Raw genomic sequence first — 17117 nt, forward strand, 5'->3', positions numbered from 1 at the left:
CCAGAAAGAGCGGAGGCACATCCCCGGTAGGAGGCGCGCCCTCGCGGCGATTGGCTCAAGGTATATTGCGCCAGGGGCGGCCCTCCTACCAGAAAGAGCGGAGGCACATTTCCGGCAGGAGGCGCGCCCTCGCGGCGATTGGCATCACGGAGTATCGCGCCGGGGGCGGCGGCCCTCCTACCCAGAAAGAGCGGAGGCACATTCCCGGTAGGAGGCGCGCCCTCGCGGCGATTTGCGTCAATACGGCAAGCCGGTTCAATAGCCGTAGGCCTGCGAAAGATCCGCCAGCGATTCGCCCCCGTGCAGACGACAGATGGCTTCGGCGACGAAGGGGCCGAGCCCAATCACCTCGACCCGCTGTGCCAGAAATTGTGAATCCAGGGCCTCGGGGGGGACGGTGTCGCCGATGAAGATGCGCTCCAACGGGGATTCACTCAGTTTGTCGCCCGCTCCCGGGGCAAACACACCATGGGTGGCAACAGCGATCATCCGACGCGCGCCGCGCTTTTTACACGCCTCTGCCGCCCGGGTTAGGGTGGTGCCACCGGCAATCAGGTCGTCGACAATGACGACCGTCTTGTTGGCTACATCTCCGACCAATTGTTCTCCGGAGACGACACCGCCGCTGCGCTTTTTCTCCATGAATCCGTTACTGGCCGGCCTTTTCAATTGCCGCTCCAGGACTTCACGGAACCGCTCGGCGCGCTTGACCCCCCCGGAATCGGGAGAAAGCACCAGGGTGTCGTCTCCTCCGATGAAATCAGCCACGGGGGCAGCAAAGGCGTGCCGCGCCTCCAGGTGTTCGGTTGAGCAGCGAAAGGCGTTTTCAAAGGCCGAGGGATTGTGGACATCTACCGCCAGTACTCCATCCGTACCGACGGCTTCGAACAGCATCGCCACGTACCGCGTGGTTACCGGGTCATGGGGTTTGGTCCGACGATCCTTGCGGGCGTAGCAGAGATAAGGCAGCGCCGCAGTGACCCGCGCAGCCCCCGACTGCTTCAACGTCCCGATGAAAAACAGGAGCCGGACCAGTTTTTCGTTCACGCCCTGCCCGCCGCGGCCGTGCAGCGACTGGACGACATAGACATCCCGATCCCGCACCTCCACCAGCGGGCGCGCCTTGTGTTCACCATCCTCGAACTCGCGCTCTTCATGTTCACTAAGCGAGACATCCAGGGCCCGGGCCACGCTTTGGCCGAATTCCCGGGATGCCTCAAGGACAAACAGCATCGGTGTGGGCGGCATGCTCATTGTCCCGTATGGGCCTGGAACCACTCCCGGGCCAGACCCGCGACCTGTTCAAGTTTGCCGGGCTCCTCGAACAGGTGAGTCGCACCGGGCACGATTTCCAGCCGAGTCTCTGCCTGCATCTGTTCGGCGGCCTCACGGTTGAGCTGGATCACCTGCTCATCAAGCCCCCCGACCAGCAGCAGCGTTGGTGCCTTGACCCGGGCCAGTGCCTCTCCGGCCATATCGGGACGGCCCCCGCGGGAGACCACAGCCGCTATGCTCTCCGGTTTCCTGGCAGCAACGTTGAGTGCTGCCGCCGCACCGGTGCTGGCCCCGAACAGGCCGATGTGCAGGGACTGCAGCTCCGGCTGGCTTAGAACCCAATCCACGGCGTTCCCGAGACGTCGGGAAAGCAGGCCGATGTCGAAACGGAATTCGGCACTGTACTGATCGATTTGATGCTCGTCCGGCGTCAACAGGTCGAAAAGCAGCGTCGCCAAACCGCCGCCATTGAGGTCCTCGGCTACCAGACGATTGCGGGGGCTGAACCGACTGCTGCCGCTGCCATGGGCGAACAGCACGATGGCTCGACTCCCTTCGGGAATGTTAAGGTTACCCGGGAGCGTCGCGTCCGGTGTTTCTATCATAACTTCACGTTTTTCGATGGCGGCCCGATCATTCATGCTGATTCCCTCCCAGAAGCGCGATGACCTCGTCGTCCGTAACCTGACCGAAGTCCTCGAAGAATTGCCCGACCGCCATGAACGAGCTGGGCGTCATCAGACAGACCATCTCATCCACCGACTTCCCGATGCGTTCGGCGGTTTCCGGGGGCGCCGCGCCGATTCCGACGATCACCTTCGCAGGCCTTTGCGCCTGCACGGAGCGGATCGCCGCCTGCAGCGTGGAACCGGTTGCGATACCGTCATCGACCAGAATGACCACCCGGCCCTCGGCCTTGGCCGGAGGACGTCCATAGCGTTCACGGCGCTGGCGGATCTTTTTCAGCTGCCGCTCCGCCTCTTCGTCGATATAGGACTGCTCTATACCATACTGCCGAGCCACCGGCGTCAACTCCACATGTCCGCTCTCATCCACTGAACCGATGGCATACTCCGGGTTCCCCGGCGCGCCCAGCTTATGGACCAGAACCACATCGAGCTCGCCCTCGAGGTGGTCGGCAACGATGCGTCCCATGGGTGCCCCGCCCCGGGGAATAGCCAGAACAAGAGGGTTATCGCCGCGGTGGTGCTCCAGCCGCTCGGCGATCTCTTCGGCGGCTTCCTCGCGATTTCGGAACATACGCCTCTCCACCCTTCTCGGTCGGTTATCCGCAGTATAGGAAACGGAAAGGGGCTTTTGGGCTAGCAGCCTATCGGACTTGTGAATAATCTACCGGGCTGAGGGCAGTGCAGTCCAGATTGCCTCGATTTTTTGTACATAGAACCAGTCGGCTTGGCTCCTTGAGAACAGGTTCCAGACATTCTCTACTACCGCCATCCATTGCGGGATGCGGGGCTCTAACGACTGCGTCCGTGCAGTCGTAGGCTCCTCAATCGAAAAAATTGGTGACCGCTCTCCCACCATGCCGTGCCGCTACCACTGGCTGAGTCCGACAGGCTCCTGGAGAGCAAGAAACTGATGGTTCAGGGATGAAACAGTCCCGAGATACTGAGCGCGCCCATACCGATAAGCATGGCACCCGCGGTCCGCTCCAGCCCACCCTTCCAGCCTGCCAGGCGCTCACGGACCTCAGCACCGATATGCGCCACCACCAGGCTGAACAGAACGGCGGGAATGGCTACCGCACCCAAGCCGAATCCCACCCCCAGCATCAAACCCGCGGTCGGGTCAGCCGTGACGGCAGCCGCCAGTGCCACCGTGCCGAGCGGCACACATGGATTGAGCGCCATGGCCGCACCCATTCCAAACAATCCCATCGGCATGAGCGCGGTATCGGCAGGTTTGTGGTGCAAAATGATTTCCGATTGATTCCCGGGAGAAGGGTGTGCACTGCAGGATGACGGTGTGCCTTTACCCGTTCGGCGCGACCGCCACAGGATCACAAGGCCGACGATGACCGATGCGGCACCGAGCAGGACGGCCCCGGCGCCGTATTCCAACTGCACCGTCACCGCACGCCCCACAGCTGCCGCTGCCGCGCCGAGGGCCGCGTAGGCAGAGAGCCGGCCCAGCGAAAACGGCAGAATAGTGCGCCAAGCCTGTCTGATACCGCCCGAGCGGGCCAGAAAGACCGGCCCGAGATAGGGCAGACAGGCGATATTGCAGGGCCCTGCACCGTAGATCAGGCCCATCACTAGCGCTGCCGAGAAGCTGAGTGCGACCGGTTCCATTTACGTGCTCCGGGATTCGTCATTCGGGATAGCATGGCCGCCCTGTTTCCGGGCGGCCGTTTCGGTTGCGATTCCGACCAGGAAGGGCATCCCTGCCCCAGTCTGAAATCCTTTGTGGTGCGTTTCCTGCCGAATCGGTTCAGAAACGCAGGGACACACCTGCATAGTACGCCCGGCCCGGATTCACGACGATTGAAAGATCCTCCTCATCGTAGACACCATCTTCATTACCATCCCCCGTGCCACGGACCGTGTTGTAAAAACGCTCATCCATGACATTGTCGACGCGGGCGAAGAAAGACCAGTCCTTGGCGTCGTAATTCAACAGCAGATTGAAGACCTCGTGGCCATCGATTTTTTCCTGGTTGATTTCATCGGCGTAATAGGAGGAGATAGCATCCATTTCTCCGGTCAACAGCCACTTACTGGCTGGCCGGTAAAGCAGCCGCAGATTGGCGTGGTGCTCCGGTACGCGTGGAACGCTGTTCCCGGCGTTGTCGTAGGTCTTGTCGCAGGCGACAACCTCCATTGTTCCTGTTCTGTAGTTATATTCCGTTATTCCTGTAAAACCAGACGAACAGCTCCCACCAACCGGCTCCACTCTCAAGTGGTAGTCGTCATATTTCGTATAGGTGCTGTCGAGATAGGTATAAGCGATGTCCATCGATAGCTTGCGGGAGGGGTCGGTCAGCAGCGAGAGTTCAAGCCCGCGGCTGCGGAAATCCCCCACGTTATCGTAAACGGCATCGGTACTGGTGGAGTACTGCCCCCCGGTGGACTGGATATGGTCGTAACGATCGAGTTGGAAGATGGCGGCATCGAGATCGACCGGCAGACCCAGCCAACTGGTTTTGGTCCGAAACCCGATTTCCCTGTTGATGGTGGTTTCGGGGTCGAGGTCCGGATTGGGTGCGGTTTTATGGCTGGGGCTATTGCTGCCCACGAACAACTGCTCCGGAGAGGGTGCCCGAAATCCCGTGGAGGCATTGGCGTAGAGGTCCATGTTCGGGCGAAGCGAATAGTTGCCGCCCAGTCGCCATGAGAAGACATCGAAATCCTTTTCACCGTTGAGCTCCGAATCCAGCTTATCCTCGTACTCCAGCTCGATGCGGTCTACCCGACCATTGGTGGTAAAGGTCAGCCGCTCGGTCGCCTGCATTTTAACTTCGCCATACAGCGCCTGCACCTTTTCGTCGGTGTCGTTGAAGTTGGCCGGATCACCAGGTAAAGCTGCATTCCAGCCAGTGGTCTCGATTCGGAAGGTGTCGCGGTTCTGGTACAGGTTATCGCGCAGATCCACCCCCGCCATCCAGGCAACGGTCTCGCCGCCGGTCCGGAACTCCGACTTCACTCCGCGCTGCACCTGATGATAGTCGTTGTCATAGGTGTAGACTTCCGGATCATCGTCGGTGGGAGCGGTTACAAACTCGGTGTCGTCGGTGAACTGGTAGGCATTGACCATCCAGTTCGACGCTTCTCCAATATCGTTGGAATAGGTCAGGAAGTACTTGGACAGATCGACGTCAAAGTGATTGGCGTAATCGTTGTAGGAGGGGTCCTCACTCTTCGGATCCTCCTCGGCCGCAGTGACCCCTTTGACATTGCCATGGCTCCCCTTCTCCCGATTGGAGCGTTCGAAGCCAAAGGTCAGGTCACTGGTATCGCTCAGGTAATATTGCAGTTTACCGTTAAGATAATCCGCCTGGGATGCGGAATCGTCATAATAGCCGTCCGTCTGGCGGCTGGAGACCTGGACATGTCCGTTCGCTTTTTCACCCGCGAAACCTGCCCGAGCCAGTCCCTTTTGATGTCCGAAGCTGCCGCCTTCGGCCTGAACCAAATAGCCGGCCTTGTCCGCGCCGCGCTTGGTGGTGATAATCACGGCACCTGAGAGGGCATCATCACCGAATAGATAGGAGGCGCCGCCTTTGACTACCTTGATGGACTCGATGTTGTCGAGATCGATGTTGACGCGGCCGGTCCGTTCAAAAACAGGCACGCCATCGATGACGACGGCCACGCCCGGTTTTTCCCCCATGTAGACCTGATTCTCCACTCCGCGGATATGGATCTTCAGGGAGTCACCGCTCTGCACCTCCGTGGTAACACCGGGGATTTGCTGCAGTATCTGCTGGATGTTTTCGGCATGCGCCGCATCCACCTCTTCGCCCCTGACGACGCCAATGTTCGAAGGTTCACCCCGCTTGCTATCGAAACGGTCGTCGATGGTGGTGGACTCCACCTGGATAATGCCCAGGTCTTCTGCCGTGGCGACCTGAGTTCCGGAAAGCATCACGCCGCCCAACATTGCGGCGCTGACGGCCGATGCCAGCCGAGACTGACGAAATTCAAACATACCTAACCCCTTAAATAATTATGATCGATTATGTTTTTTCCGTGTCACTGCCTCCCTGATGGGCATCCGTAGCCCTGTGACTAACTTCCTATCGATGGCAATAAAATTCCAAAATTGAAATTCTTGAATTATTTGGTATTCATCTTCTGTGCTGTAAATCAGCCATATGGTTCATCCCGAAAATCGATAGCATTTGTCTCTCTGAAGCGGTTGGCCAGATTCCGGGCTTCAGGACCTGCAAGTCTGCTCGGCATCGGCCGCTTCCGCCTGCCACGCTTCACGGGCGAGAATCGCGGCGCCGTAGGCCGTGGTGATTTGAGGGATATCGGGGATCACCAGCTCGCGCATCAGCTCCTCTTCGAATGCCGCCACCAGCCCCTTGTTCAGAGCGGGACCACCATCGAAGTAGATGCGGTCTTCCAGACCGACCCGCTTGGCGAGCCGGACGGTTCGCTTGGCGATCGAATAGTGGATACCCGCAACAATCTCTTCTTTGGAATAACCGCTCGCCAGCAGACCGATCACCTCCGATTCGGCAAATACGGCACAGGTGCTGTTAATCGCAGGCGGTGCGCCCTTGAGGTTGAAATGGCAATCACCGAGCTCGTCCAGGTTGAGCTCGAGGTTGCGCGCTGCCATGTCGAGAAAACGACCGGTACCTGCGGCACACTTGTCATTCATGGCGAAAGTGACCACATTGCCATCCTCGTCGATCTGAATCGCCTTCGAATCCTGACCGCCGATATTGATAATGGTCCGCACGCCGCCGTAGGCCTCTCCCGCCTTCTTTGCCCCCATGGCATTGGCGGTGATCTCGCTCACGGATTCATCGGCTTCGCGGTAGAGTTTTCGCCCGTAGCCGGTCGCCGTAAGAAAAGCGATATCCGCCTGCTCAAGGCTGTTTTCCTTCAGCAGTGAGTGGAACGCCTCTTGCGCATTGCCGTAGAAATGGCTGCCGGTTGCGACCGTTTTACTGGCGAAAAGGTTGTCCGCCTCATCGACCAGAACCACCTTGATCGCGGTGGAACCGATGTCGATACCTGCAAAATACGGCATGCTATTTTCTCCTTCTGCGTGCCTTGAGCGACTCGATGAACGCCTCGATGCGTGTCGAAAGCTGACCGACATCATCGGGGCTGTAATCGGTCTCCACGTACAGCGAGGGGATCCCCTCGTCGGCGAGGAAGCGGCTGATACTGCGCTGTTCCATTTCAAAGACCTGACACCCGGAAAAGGCCTGGTACACCACACCATCCACCGCGAATGTGCGTGCCAACTCCAGTAGCCGGCGCTTGCGATCCTCGTCACTGATGAAGATGGGACAGGTGCAGGGTTTGAGCGCACGGTCGGCGACTGCATCCACCATGTCGTAGAGCTGCCACTCATCGACATTGACGGCGTCGTAGAGCATGCGATTGGCGGAGCAGGTTTCGTCGGCGACAATCACCGCCCCCGACTGCTCGATTAGCGTGGGCAGCTTGAGGTTGGGAAAGATGGGCGGTGAACCGGTAAACAGAATACGCGGTGCCCGGCGCTGGGCGGCGGCGAAGCCCTCCTCGCAGCGCTTCTCCACCTCATCATTCAGCGCCTCGACGGCATCGGTCCAGGCATCGATGTCGTCGAAGAAATAGGCATTCGTCACCAGAAACACATCCTTGCCGAGGATGGGCGCGAGCGGCGCCATGCGCAGGCGATGCAGTCTGCGAAAGGCCTGCTGCGCGCGCGCCACCCTGGCGATACTGTCGCGCAGGCTGTTGCGGGTGATCTTGTGTCCGGTGAGCGAACCCAGCTCCCGGGCGAATCCGTTGACATTGCTCTGCCAATAGGTGCGGGCCGCCTCACTCTCCTTGGAGGGAGGCAGTTCGAGGTGATGGACCCGGTAGCCGGCCTCCTCCATCAGGCGACCCGATTTGGTCTTCTGGTCACAGGTGGTCACGTTGACAATGTCCCGGCCTTCGTCGAGCCAGGAGGCGAGTCCACTGGAGAGCATGCCGAGGGTCGCCTTGACCAGGGAGCAGGACTTGGCCGGCATGAACTCCGCCCCGAGCTGGTCGTAGGTATGGGACCCGTTACAAAGACGTACGGGTACGGCACCGGCCGCATAAATGAGCTCCTCGGGAACCTGCACGCAGGTGGTGCCGATGACCTTTTTTCCCGGGTGCGGCACCTCGCCTTCGCAGTGAATGCGGCGGTAGAGGTCGTAGAAGTAATCCATTGCCTTCGGATTATCGGGAAAGTCCTTTTCAATCTTGTTCAGCGCCTGAGCGGATTCGCGGGATAGCTGCTTGCGCGCCATCTCGGTCTGTTTTGCCTTTACCTCGGCGCTCATCTCTTCCTCCTCTTGGTCATGCGCTTGAAGAAACCGGCTTCGGTCGATTCATAGATGGGGATCCCCATGAACGAGGCCTTGAGTGCCCCCTCCTCGGGACAGGAGGCGACGCACTTGAAGCACATCATGCAGTCGTCCTTGATCAGCGTTTTACTCTCGACATCGTCCGCTATTTCCTTGATCTGCATGTCGCAGGCGCGATAGCAATCACCGCAACGGGTGCACTTGCTGCCGTCCTTGCGCAGCTTCAGCAGCGCCACTTTCGAAAACAGCGAATGGAGCGCGCTCATGGGACAGAAAAAGCAGAAAAAACGCTTGTTGATGAACCCGCCGATAAAGAAGATCCCGAGCACCAGCATCCCAAGTCCGGTCATGGTGGCGGCGGTGCCGGTGGAGAAGTCCACGGTCCACTGGGAGAAATCACCGGTAAACGCCGGGATCACCATGCGTGCCGGACAGATCTTGCAGAACGGCGTCCCCATGTCCTCCGGCAGGGTCGGCAGTCCCGCCACGGAATTCGCCATCAGAAACGGGATCACGATCAATAGGATCAAAAGGATGTACTTGATCTTCTTGAGCCGGGTGAACCAATCCAGGCTATAGGTGGAATAGCGAATACCGAGCTTCTGACGCAGGCTCGTCATCCAGTCCTGGATGGTTCCCAGCGGGCAGGCATATCCGCACCACGCCTTGTTGAAGACGAAAAGCCAGGCGACAAAGGTCAGCAGGCCGGTGAGAATGCCGAGCCCGCGCCAGCTGATGATGCTGTCCCAGGGGATGTGGGTCTGATGCTGCAGCGGCAGGAGATAGCAGACTCCCGCCCGCCCCGGCTGGTTGAAGCCACAGGAGAACGTCGGCAGGGACTGGCCGAGATTGATCAGGAAGTATCCGCCGTACACCAGCAGGACAAAAAACCCCAACTGGACCCAGAAGCGAAACCGCCGGATATCGGCCCCGTTGATGAATGCCCGTAGCCGCTTCACTGGAGCCGCTCCCGTCCCGCCCGGCTGTGCTTCAGGCGGTAGAGGAACACCCCTCCGGCACCCAGTGCCGCTGCGATCAGCGCCACGATGAGACCTACCAGATAGGACGAGTACTCCACTTCGGAGGGATAAAAGATGCCCGGCAGGGTTGCCCGATAGTGGGCCTTTTCGAACGGTGTGCCATTCAGCTCACCGGGCGTCTCGACCCGATACTCCGCGGTGACCAGAAAGGCCTCGTGATGCCTCTTGTCAAAGTCGTTCCAGGCGGGATAGTAATCACGAATCAGCTTGAACACAGCCCTACCGTCCGCGTCTGCCACCACCTGTTTGGTCCAACCCTCCCGGGTGGTCAAGCTGACGTTGGCACCGGCGGCGGGGCTCCCTTTGTAGTGGACGCGAAAGCCCACCTTATCGCCGGATCGAATCCGCGTATGAAAATCTTCACCGGGGAGACGTTCGCGAATGATCTCCAGGGGCACACCGGCCCGGTCCCGCGGCGGCATGCGTGATGCAGTGAGTTTGGGATCGTGTCCCTCGCCGCAGCTGTGCTTGAGGACCTCCGCCTTGACGATGGAGGTCTTCAGCACGGCATCTTCGACGCTGCGTTCGATGAAATAGGCGTTATAGAACCCTTCTTCGGGCATGGGGAAGGTGATGCCGCCACCGCTGGCGACCTTGAACAGGTCGGGTGCAAGGCTTTCGCCATCGATGCCGAACACGCCGAAACTGGCATCATCGGCGGGCTGCGTATAGACGGCGGAGGCCGGCTCACCCCCGGCTCTCAGCCAGAGCCGCTTGACGTAGACGCCTCCACGGCCCCGTTCGATCATCCCGCCGTGCGCGTGGTGTGCACGCTTGGCCCACTCCGCATCCGGCGGCTGATCGGAAAACCAAACCGGTTCGGCCTGGGCGCTTCCGGCCAGCCCACCGGACAGCAGCACAAACCCGATCACCCAGTATCGCCACTCTGCCATCTTCTCTCCCATGCCCATTCACCCCACCATCAAAAATCACGTTCATGAATACCGGCGTGCGTTACCGCTCGTTTTTTATGGAGTACCTTGAGGGACCATTCGGCTCCTCTATGCTGAGCAGATACCCTGTGCTCCGGCGGCTCAGACACAAACAGACACAATTCGATACACAAGGACACAATCCGTGCACGGAGCACATTTCATGCCGATGGCTAATTCACTGTTTTTTCAGAAGTAAAGTTCGAACTTCAAACGAGGGTGCGTGTTATGCCGCACCCATCAGGGGCAAAGCACACAGTTTGGAGTGACCCCCTACAGCGTACGAATGCGCTATCTTCGCTATAAACGCATCTGAGGAGGTTGACATGTCGACCTTGTATCCCGCTGACGTTCTGCGCCGGCTCGCGACCGAGTTCCATCACCGTAAGCAGGAAAACAAAGAGAAAGCGGGACTCCACAGTCAACAGCGGCGCCGGCATGAAAAGGAGCTGGAGGAGCTGCAGGCCGATTTTGAGTCGATGTTGAAGCGCTGGGTAAATGAGTCCGAACGCGAAGCGTGGCGTGCCCATTTCCATCACTTTGCGCCGGTGCCGGCAGGTCCGCAGCTTGAACAGCCGCCTCTGTTCAAGGGGCGTAGTTCCAGCGGAGGCCTGTTGGAAATCCGACAGGCACCGGGCCCCGCTTACGAAATCATTCTCGATGGAACACCCGTTCGACGCATCAGTGAGTCCCCCGGACTGACTGAGCGCCGGATTGACCGAATGCGTTTTGAAGAGACTGAATTTGAAGAGGTATTCGATGCGCCGGAGGAGGGGCAGGCTCCACTGGCCGACTTCTATGACGGACCTCGGGATGGTGCCCCCTGGGAATATTCCCACGCTCTTTTCAGGGACGGGCTCATCGATGCAAATTTCGGGCTCACCGAGAGGGGCCGGCGGTGGCTCGATACCCGGCGACATGGAAATGAGGGCGGAGTCCAGGTCTGGTTGTAATCGTCACCGATTAACCGTTAAATAAGCAGCCGATGCACAGAGCCCCGGAGTCAACGGGGAGTCGGTTATGGCTTACAGAAAATTCCCGACACTCGTTCGATACGGATTTATCATTCCGGCGTTATTGCTCGCGGGCCTGCTGCCCCATGCCCTTGACCAGGCTCTTGGCTTTCATGGAACGATAACCACCTTCTTTGGCGCCTCCATGGTGGTCGCCTGGTATGGCGGCCGGGGACCGGCGCTGCTTACACTTTCCCTGGGTGCGCTCGCTGCCGCCTACCTCTTCATGCCGCCGCACGGCAGTTTTTCGGCTGAGCCAGGCGAATCGTTCGGGGTCGCACTGTACCTGGCCATCAATTTCGTTGTCGTTGTTCTGGTGGTTTACCTCAAACACAGCAAGGAGACTTCCGATCTCAATGACTTGCGCTTTCGGCGTCTGTTGGAGGCCGGCAACGTCGGGATCGCCCTAGCCGACACTACAGGCCGCATCAAGCATGCCAACCCGGTACTTCTTGACATGCTCGGGTATACCCCGGCCGAGGTCGAAGCCGGAAAGCTTCGCTGGGATCGGCTCACGCCCTCTGAATTCACTGAGGTGACCGCAGAAGCCCTTCGGCAGGTCCATTCCAGCGGCCTGCCATTTGGCCCGTACGAGAAGGAGTACATCACCAAAAATGGGGAACGGGTCCCGGTCCTGATCGGGCTTGTGCCTTTCGAAAGAACACCCGATGGGACCTTGACCGGGGCCATCTTCGTCATGGATCTGAGCCGTATGAAGCAGGTGGAAAAACAACTGCGGCTGCAGGAGGCGCGAATGCGCATTGCGGCCAAGACCGCCGGCTTCGGTTCGTTCGACTTGAACCTGAAAACTGGTGAGGAGTACTGGTCCCCGGAAATCAAAAAGCTGTTTGGATTGTCACCGGAGGCACCAATAGCACTGGAGGCGGACCGACTCCCAACCTGTTTTCACCCCGACGACCGCAAAAACATTCTGCGAGCCATACAGGCCGCCATGGATCCGGCCCGCGCCGGCGATATAAAGATTGAGCACCGAATTTTACAACCGAGTGGAAAAGAGTCCTGGGTACTCAACCGAAGCAAGGTGTTTTTCGCCGGCGAGGGGGAAAAACGCCATCCGCTTCGTCACATTGGCGCTCTCATCGATATTGATGAACGCAAACGTCTCGAGGAGGCGCTGCGGGCAAACGAAGCGCGTCTGAAACGCGCCAATGCCGAGCTGGAACAGTTCGCCTACGTCACCTCCCATGATCTCAAGGCTCCTTTGCGATCCGTTCACGGACTCTCTAGCTGGATCGAAGAGGAGACCGCCCCGCACCTCTCCGCGGATGGCCGGCGCCATATGCAGTTGCTACGCGATCGCGTGGCGTACATGGATCAGCTACTCAACTCCCTGCTGGAATATTCCCAGGCCGGCGGTCGGGTCGGGGAACTGAAAACCGTAGCCACCGCCGATTTGATTGAGAATGTTATTGCCGCGACCGAGCATCCCCCCGAGTTTCGGTTTGAAATCGTTTCGGATATGCCTCGCTTCACGACCGATACATTTCACCTCCATCAGGTGTTCAGCCACCTGCTCGACAATGCTGTCAAACACCACGACCGTCCCGATGGACGGGTTTCAGTATCCTCGCGTGATCTGGGCACGGTCTATGAATTTACTGTTGCCGACGACGGCCCCGGCATACCTGGCGAGTGTCAGGAACGGGTTTTCAACCTCTTTCGGCAAGGACCCCGTGCACCGAAATCGACCGGTACCGGGGTGGGTCTGACGGTGGTAAAAAAAGTGGTCGAGAACATCGGCGGTGATATCCATCTGGAATCATCGCCGGCTCAAGGTACAACATTCCGTTTTACCTGGCCGAAAGAGATCCTGGCGAACGGCCCGAACCAGGTGTAGCCACTTCAGAACGCCGGGATTCACCCAAAGTATGGCCATGCCCTCTGCATGGATATCGCGCAACTCCTCCCCCCGACCCGATTACCCTCAGCATCTGCAGCGTTGCTTGAGCCATGATAAGCCGTATGAGCAAATCAGTACGCGTCAATGTTAGAATATTTTGACCCGCCACCTGTGGCACCTGGAGAAGGCCGAATAGTGAGTTTGGCTTAACGTTCAATACAACAAATCAATTATAAGATGAAACATACTTATCGTACCCTCGTTGTCGCTCTTGCCGTCTACACCCCCTGCACAGCCTTCGCCACCAACGGCTACCAGCTGATCGGCGTAGGGGCCTATCAGAAGTCACTGGGCGGAGCCGTTACCGCAAATCCCGGCAGCGCCATGACCGCCGTGACCAATCCCGCCGGCATGGCCCGTATCGGCAGCCGCGCCGACTTTTCCATGGAAGCCTTCATGCCCGAGCGCGAAGCCGGTTTTTCGGCAACGGGTGGAGATACGGCTGAGAGTGCAGTGGATATGTACGGTGTGCCCGCCATCGGCTGGACCGCACCAGTTAGCGAACAGAACCAGGACGTCTTTTTCGGCGGCGGCATGTATGGCACCTCCGGCATGGGCGTTGATTATGCGCCGACATTGATGTCGCCGGGCGTGTACTGGGACGGCTACTCCAATATCTCCTTCTGGCAGATGGCGCCGACCGTGGCCTGGAACCAGAATGAGCGGCTTAGCCTGGGCGCCTCCCTGAACATCGACTACCAGTCCGTGGCCTTCCGCCAGCGCGCCATGCAGGATACGACTGGTGACGGAATGGGTGACGCAACCGTTTCCAACTTCGATCTGGGGCGCTCCACCAGTTCGTTCGGCCTGGGCTTCTCCTTTGGAATGTTCTACGACCTGACCAAGTCCATCGACCTCGGCTTCGCCTACAAGAGCCGCCAGGAGTTTTCCGATCTGGAATACCAGTTGGCACAGGGGGATATCACGGATCAGTTGGGCAACCCTCTTCCGGCGGGCACCTATAAACTGGATCTCGACTACCCTCAGCAAGCCTCCCTCGGTATCGCCTATCAGGCCACACCCACATTGACCGTTTCGGCGGATCTCAAGTGGATCGACTGGTCCGACACCATGAACAAGCTGACCGTGGAAGGCCCGGGCGTAACAGTCCCGATGGATCCGGGCTGGGATGATCAGACGGTGTATGCCCTCGGTCTCGCCTACGCGGTGAATAACCGATTCAACCTGCGTATTGGTTACAATCACGCTGATTCGCCGTTTGGCGATGAAGAGGTCAGCCGCAATCTGATCCTGCCGGCCGTGGTCGAGGACCACTACACCATCGGCGGCGATTACCGGTTCAACCAACACTGGGAATTGGCCGCACATTACATGTATTCCCCGGAAGAAACCTTCACGGCCCCGGCGGACGATCCGATCGCCCCGGGTGCCGAAATCAAACTGGGGGAAACCTCCTTCGGCCTGAACGTCGGCTATCATTTCTGAAGCCGCCGGCGCGGGGCTCCGGCCCCACGCCGCTGTTTAGTCAGACGCTATCGAATCATCACGGTAGGAGTGGCACCCTCGCCGCGATTCGCGCGAAAGAATCCCCCAGGGAGCGGGCTCCCTACCCCATCGGGAAAAACTCTCCCCTACCCTGGCGTAGATTAGTCAGTAAGCGCGTAACTGCTCGCCCGGGTCATCGCGCACGGCCCAGGAAATCCGGCATCCCCGCGCAGGCGGGGATCCATTTTGAGCCATGTTTCTGTTCTCTGGATTCCCGCCTACCCCCCGCCTGCGCGGGGGTGACAGGGAATGACGGAGGGGGTGAGTAGTTACGGAAGCGCAGCGGTTATTTGCCCAGCAAGCCGTCTAGAACTTGCGGTCACTCCAACCCTCGGCATCGGGCATGCCCGACAGGGCCTCCTCGAATTCGGAGCCGACCATACCGGCTTCGGGAGATACTCCGTCTCCCAGTTCGCCGAGGTAGTAGTGCTGGAGGATGTCGATAAAACGCATCGCCTGGGGGGAAAGGAAACGGCCCTGGCGCAGGACAATGCCGTAGGAGCGCTTGGGGAAGTAGCGCACCAGTGATTTGCACGCCAACCGCTCATCACCGGTCAGACAGACATCGGTCACAATCGAGATACCGAGCCCCAACTCCACGTATTTCTTGATCACCTCCCAGCCGCCGGCCTCCAGCGCCACCTTGTAATTCACATTGTGTTGCCGAAATACCAGGTCAACGATACGCCAGGTGGAGAGATGACGGGGCGGCAGTATGAGTCCATGGGGACCAATATCCTTGAGCGTGACCGTTTCCTTGTGCGCCAGCGGGTGGTCCTGCGCGGCAATCAGGGTCGGGTCATAGGTCACCACTGGGCGGTACTTGATCTCCTCCGGCACTTCCAGCATGGAACCGACGGCCAGGTCCACTTCATCCGCGCGCAGCATGGCCATGCCATCCCGTCCTGTAACGTTGTGCAGCTTCAAACGGATATTGGGATAAGCCTTGGCGAACAGCCGAAGCGGCTCGGCCAGTATATAAAGAATGGTTGACTCGCCCGCTGCGATATCAAGCTCCCCGGATTCCAGTTTTCCGTAATTGGCTGCAAAACTTTCGTGCAGCTTGTCGATGCCCTCCACCAGCGGTTCCGCGAGCTTGTAGAGCGCCTCCCCTTCCGGCGTCATCTTGATGTGGGGACCCCGCCGCTCGAAAACGGTCACCCCGAATTCCCTCTCCAGCGCCTGTATTTGCAGTGAAACCGATGGCTGGCTGAGAAACAGTGTTTCCGCTGCCAGCGTAATACTCCCCGCTCGTGCAGTGTGACAGAAAGCGCGTAACTGCTTGAGCCGATTCTGTTTGTAGTAAAGATTGGGTGTTGGATTCATGGCGTTTGTTCGTGGCTTGGCGTCTTTATCATTAAGTTAGCCAATATTGAGCATTGAAATAATTGTCGTGTCAAATACACCCGGGATCACTAGGATTACTTCCGTGACCAATGACTTACCGTTACAAGCATTGGAATTTTCAATACTAACAACTGAAGCCGCATCAGGGGGTGTAATGGCGTCCGTCATGCATATTGCGATTGCCGGGACGTTCATGGCGGGGCTGGGTGTTGCACTGGCTTCGGTGCTGGCCATTGCCAATCGTCGTCTGCAGGTGGAAGAGGACCCTCGACTCGACGACATCGAAGAGATGCTTCCCAACGCCAATTGCGGTGCCTGCGGTAACCCAGGGTGCCGCCCTTTCGCCGAAGCCCTGCTCGCCGGTACGGCCGAGCCGGCCAAATGCACCGTCAACCCCGTAGAAGTGAATCAGGCCATTGCAGACTTTCTGGGCATCGACCTGGGCACCCCCGACAAGCGCGTGGCACGCCTGGCCTGTGCCGGCGGCAGTCACGTTGCCTATACCCGCGCCCGCTATCGCGGTCTGAAATCCTGTCGCGCCGCATCTGTGGTCTCCGGCGGCGGCAAGGGATGCAGCTGGGGCTGTCTGGGCCTGGCCGATTGCGAAGCCGTCTGCGACTTCGACGCAATCCAGATGGATCAACACGGGCTACCGGTGGTGGACGTCGACAAGTGCACCGCCTGCGGCGATTGCGTAGACATCTGCCCGAAAGAACTCTTCTCCGTGGAGCCGATCAGCCACCGTCTCTGGATCGCCTGCAAAAACCGGGACATGGCCGATGAGGGCGAGGCCCACTGCGAGGTGGTCTGCAATGGCTGCGGTCGCTGCTCCGCCGACTCACCCGAAGGGCTCATCGCCATGGAGGACAACCTGGCGGTGATCGATTACGAAAAAAACGACCTCACCTCAAAGGTCGCCATAGAGCGCTGTCCAACGGGCGCCATCGTCTGGCTCGATGATGTCAAAGGCGCCATCAAAGGGGCCAAAGCCAGGCGGGTCACCCGCAAACAACCCCTGCCCGAACGGGTGGAGCCGCTGCCACGACTCTGACAACACCGATC

14 protein-coding genes are annotated in these 17117 nt (G+C 59.1%); 4 read left to right on the forward strand and 10 right to left on the reverse strand.

The window, feature by feature from the left end:
* Positions 1 to 255: 255 nt before the first annotated feature.
* The 9 genes from Q7L05_RS01585 to Q7L05_RS01625 form a co-directional block, all read right to left on the reverse strand.
* Positions 256 to 1248: a ribose-phosphate diphosphokinase gene (locus Q7L05_RS01585; protein ID WP_303901058.1), complete on the reverse strand. Its 993-nt coding sequence runs from the start codon at positions 1246 to 1248 to the stop codon at positions 256 to 258.
* Positions 1249 to 1250: 2 nt separating this feature from the next.
* Positions 1251 to 1916, reverse strand: a complete 666-nt coding sequence (locus Q7L05_RS01590; protein WP_303901059.1) for a dienelactone hydrolase family protein — start codon at positions 1914 to 1916, stop codon at positions 1251 to 1253.
* Entirely contained in the window at positions 1909 to 2535 is a 627-nt protein-coding gene (locus tag Q7L05_RS01595) for a phosphoribosyltransferase (RefSeq protein WP_303901060.1), read from the reverse strand. The genes Q7L05_RS01590 and Q7L05_RS01595 overlap by 8 nt, the downstream gene beginning before the upstream one ends.
* Positions 2536 to 2879: 344 nt before the next feature.
* A complete protein-coding gene (locus tag Q7L05_RS01600) occupies positions 2880 to 3587 on the reverse strand; it encodes an urease accessory protein UreH domain-containing protein (protein WP_303901061.1) in 708 nt (235 codons plus the stop codon).
* 139 nt (positions 3588 to 3726) lie between these two features.
* A complete protein-coding gene (locus Q7L05_RS01605; protein ID WP_303901062.1) occupies positions 3727 to 5943 on the reverse strand; it encodes a TonB-dependent receptor in 2217 nt (738 codons plus the stop codon).
* 228 nt (positions 5944 to 6171) lie between these two features.
* A complete protein-coding gene (locus tag Q7L05_RS01610; RefSeq protein WP_303901063.1) occupies positions 6172 to 6999 on the reverse strand; it encodes an acyl-CoA dehydratase activase in 828 nt (275 codons plus the stop codon).
* A 1-nt stretch (position 7000) separates the two neighbouring features.
* Positions 7001 to 8272, reverse strand: coding sequence for a double-cubane-cluster-containing anaerobic reductase (locus Q7L05_RS01615; RefSeq protein WP_303901064.1), 1272 nt, complete (start codon positions 8270 to 8272; stop codon positions 7001 to 7003).
* Positions 8269 to 9255, reverse strand: a complete 987-nt coding sequence (locus Q7L05_RS01620) for a 4Fe-4S binding protein (RefSeq protein WP_303901065.1) — start codon at positions 9253 to 9255, stop codon at positions 8269 to 8271. The genes Q7L05_RS01615 and Q7L05_RS01620 overlap by 4 nt, the downstream gene beginning before the upstream one ends.
* Positions 9252 to 10241, reverse strand: coding sequence for a hypothetical protein (locus Q7L05_RS01625; RefSeq protein ID WP_303901066.1), 990 nt, complete (start codon positions 10239 to 10241; stop codon positions 9252 to 9254). Before Q7L05_RS01625 ends, Q7L05_RS01620 begins: the two co-directional genes overlap by 4 nt.
* Positions 10242 to 10594: 353 nt before the next feature.
* Here Q7L05_RS01625 and Q7L05_RS01630 point away from each other — a divergent pair, with 353 nt between their 5' ends.
* From Q7L05_RS01630 to Q7L05_RS01640, 3 genes are all read left to right on the forward strand, one after another.
* Complete coding sequence (locus tag Q7L05_RS01630) at positions 10595 to 11221, forward strand: hypothetical protein (RefSeq protein WP_303901067.1); 627 nt, start codon at positions 10595 to 10597, stop codon at positions 11219 to 11221.
* 67 nt (positions 11222 to 11288) lie between these two features.
* The gene (locus tag Q7L05_RS01635) at positions 11289 to 13139 is read left to right on the forward strand and encodes a sensor histidine kinase (RefSeq protein ID WP_303901068.1); all 1851 of its coding nucleotides are present in this window, start codon (positions 11289 to 11291) and stop codon (positions 13137 to 13139) included.
* A gap of 240 nt (positions 13140 to 13379) precedes the next feature.
* Positions 13380 to 14648 (forward strand): OmpP1/FadL family transporter, encoded by a 1269-nt coding sequence (locus Q7L05_RS01640; protein ID WP_303901069.1) that lies wholly within the window; start codon positions 13380 to 13382, stop codon positions 14646 to 14648.
* 366 nt (positions 14649 to 15014) lie between these two features.
* On the opposite strand, the gene Q7L05_RS01645 is transcribed toward Q7L05_RS01640, so the two are convergent.
* Positions 15015 to 16034 (reverse strand): LysR family transcriptional regulator, encoded by a 1020-nt coding sequence (locus tag Q7L05_RS01645; RefSeq protein WP_303901070.1) that lies wholly within the window; start codon positions 16032 to 16034, stop codon positions 15015 to 15017.
* A 175-nt stretch (positions 16035 to 16209) separates the two neighbouring features.
* Between Q7L05_RS01645 and Q7L05_RS01650 the strand changes: the two genes are divergently transcribed.
* Positions 16210 to 17106: an RnfABCDGE type electron transport complex subunit B gene (locus tag Q7L05_RS01650; RefSeq protein WP_303901072.1), complete on the forward strand. Its 897-nt coding sequence runs from the start codon at positions 16210 to 16212 to the stop codon at positions 17104 to 17106.
* Positions 17107 to 17117 lie beyond the last annotated feature (11 nt).

Source organism: Thiohalomonas denitrificans (assembly GCF_016841685.1).
GTDB classification, from domain to species: Bacteria; Pseudomonadota; Gammaproteobacteria; order Thiohalomonadales; family Thiohalomonadaceae; genus Thiohalomonas; species Thiohalomonas denitrificans_A.

What these genes read in the sequence shown, in the direction of transcription:
- Q7L05_RS01630 (WP_303901067.1), top strand. Translation starts at nt 10,595, where the DNA reads ATGTCGACCTTGTATCCCGCTGACGTTCTGCGCCGGCTCGCGACCGAG.
- Q7L05_RS01635 (WP_303901068.1), top strand. Translation starts at nt 11,289, where the DNA reads ATGGCTTACAGAAAATTCCCGACACTCGTTCGATACGGATTTATCATT.
- Q7L05_RS01610 (WP_303901063.1), bottom strand. Translation starts at nt 6,999, where the DNA reads ATGCCGTATTTTGCAGGTATCGACATCGGTTCCACCGCGATCAAGGTG.
- Q7L05_RS01600 (WP_303901061.1), bottom strand. Translation starts at nt 3,587, where the DNA reads ATGGAACCGGTCGCACTCAGCTTCTCGGCAGCGCTAGTGATGGGCCTG.
- Q7L05_RS01645 (WP_303901070.1), bottom strand. Translation starts at nt 16,034, where the DNA reads ATGAATCCAACACCCAATCTTTACTACAAACAGAATCGGCTCAAGCAG.
- Q7L05_RS01625 (WP_303901066.1), bottom strand. Translation starts at nt 10,241, where the DNA reads ATGGGAGAGAAGATGGCAGAGTGGCGATACTGGGTGATCGGGTTTGTG.
- Q7L05_RS01650 (WP_303901072.1), top strand. Translation starts at nt 16,210, where the DNA reads ATGGCGTCCGTCATGCATATTGCGATTGCCGGGACGTTCATGGCGGGG.
- Q7L05_RS01590 (WP_303901059.1), bottom strand. Translation starts at nt 1,916, where the DNA reads ATGAATGATCGGGCCGCCATCGAAAAACGTGAAGTTATGATAGAAACA.
- Q7L05_RS01640 (WP_303901069.1), top strand. Translation starts at nt 13,380, where the DNA reads ATGAAACATACTTATCGTACCCTCGTTGTCGCTCTTGCCGTCTACACC.
- Q7L05_RS01605 (WP_303901062.1), bottom strand. Translation starts at nt 5,943, where the DNA reads ATGTTTGAATTTCGTCAGTCTCGGCTGGCATCGGCCGTCAGCGCCGCA.
- Q7L05_RS01585 (WP_303901058.1), bottom strand. Translation starts at nt 1,248, where the DNA reads ATGCCGCCCACACCGATGCTGTTTGTCCTTGAGGCATCCCGGGAATTC.
- Q7L05_RS01615 (WP_303901064.1), bottom strand. Translation starts at nt 8,272, where the DNA reads ATGAGCGCCGAGGTAAAGGCAAAACAGACCGAGATGGCGCGCAAGCAG.
- Q7L05_RS01595 (WP_303901060.1), bottom strand. Translation starts at nt 2,535, where the DNA reads ATGTTCCGAAATCGCGAGGAAGCCGCCGAAGAGATCGCCGAGCGGCTG.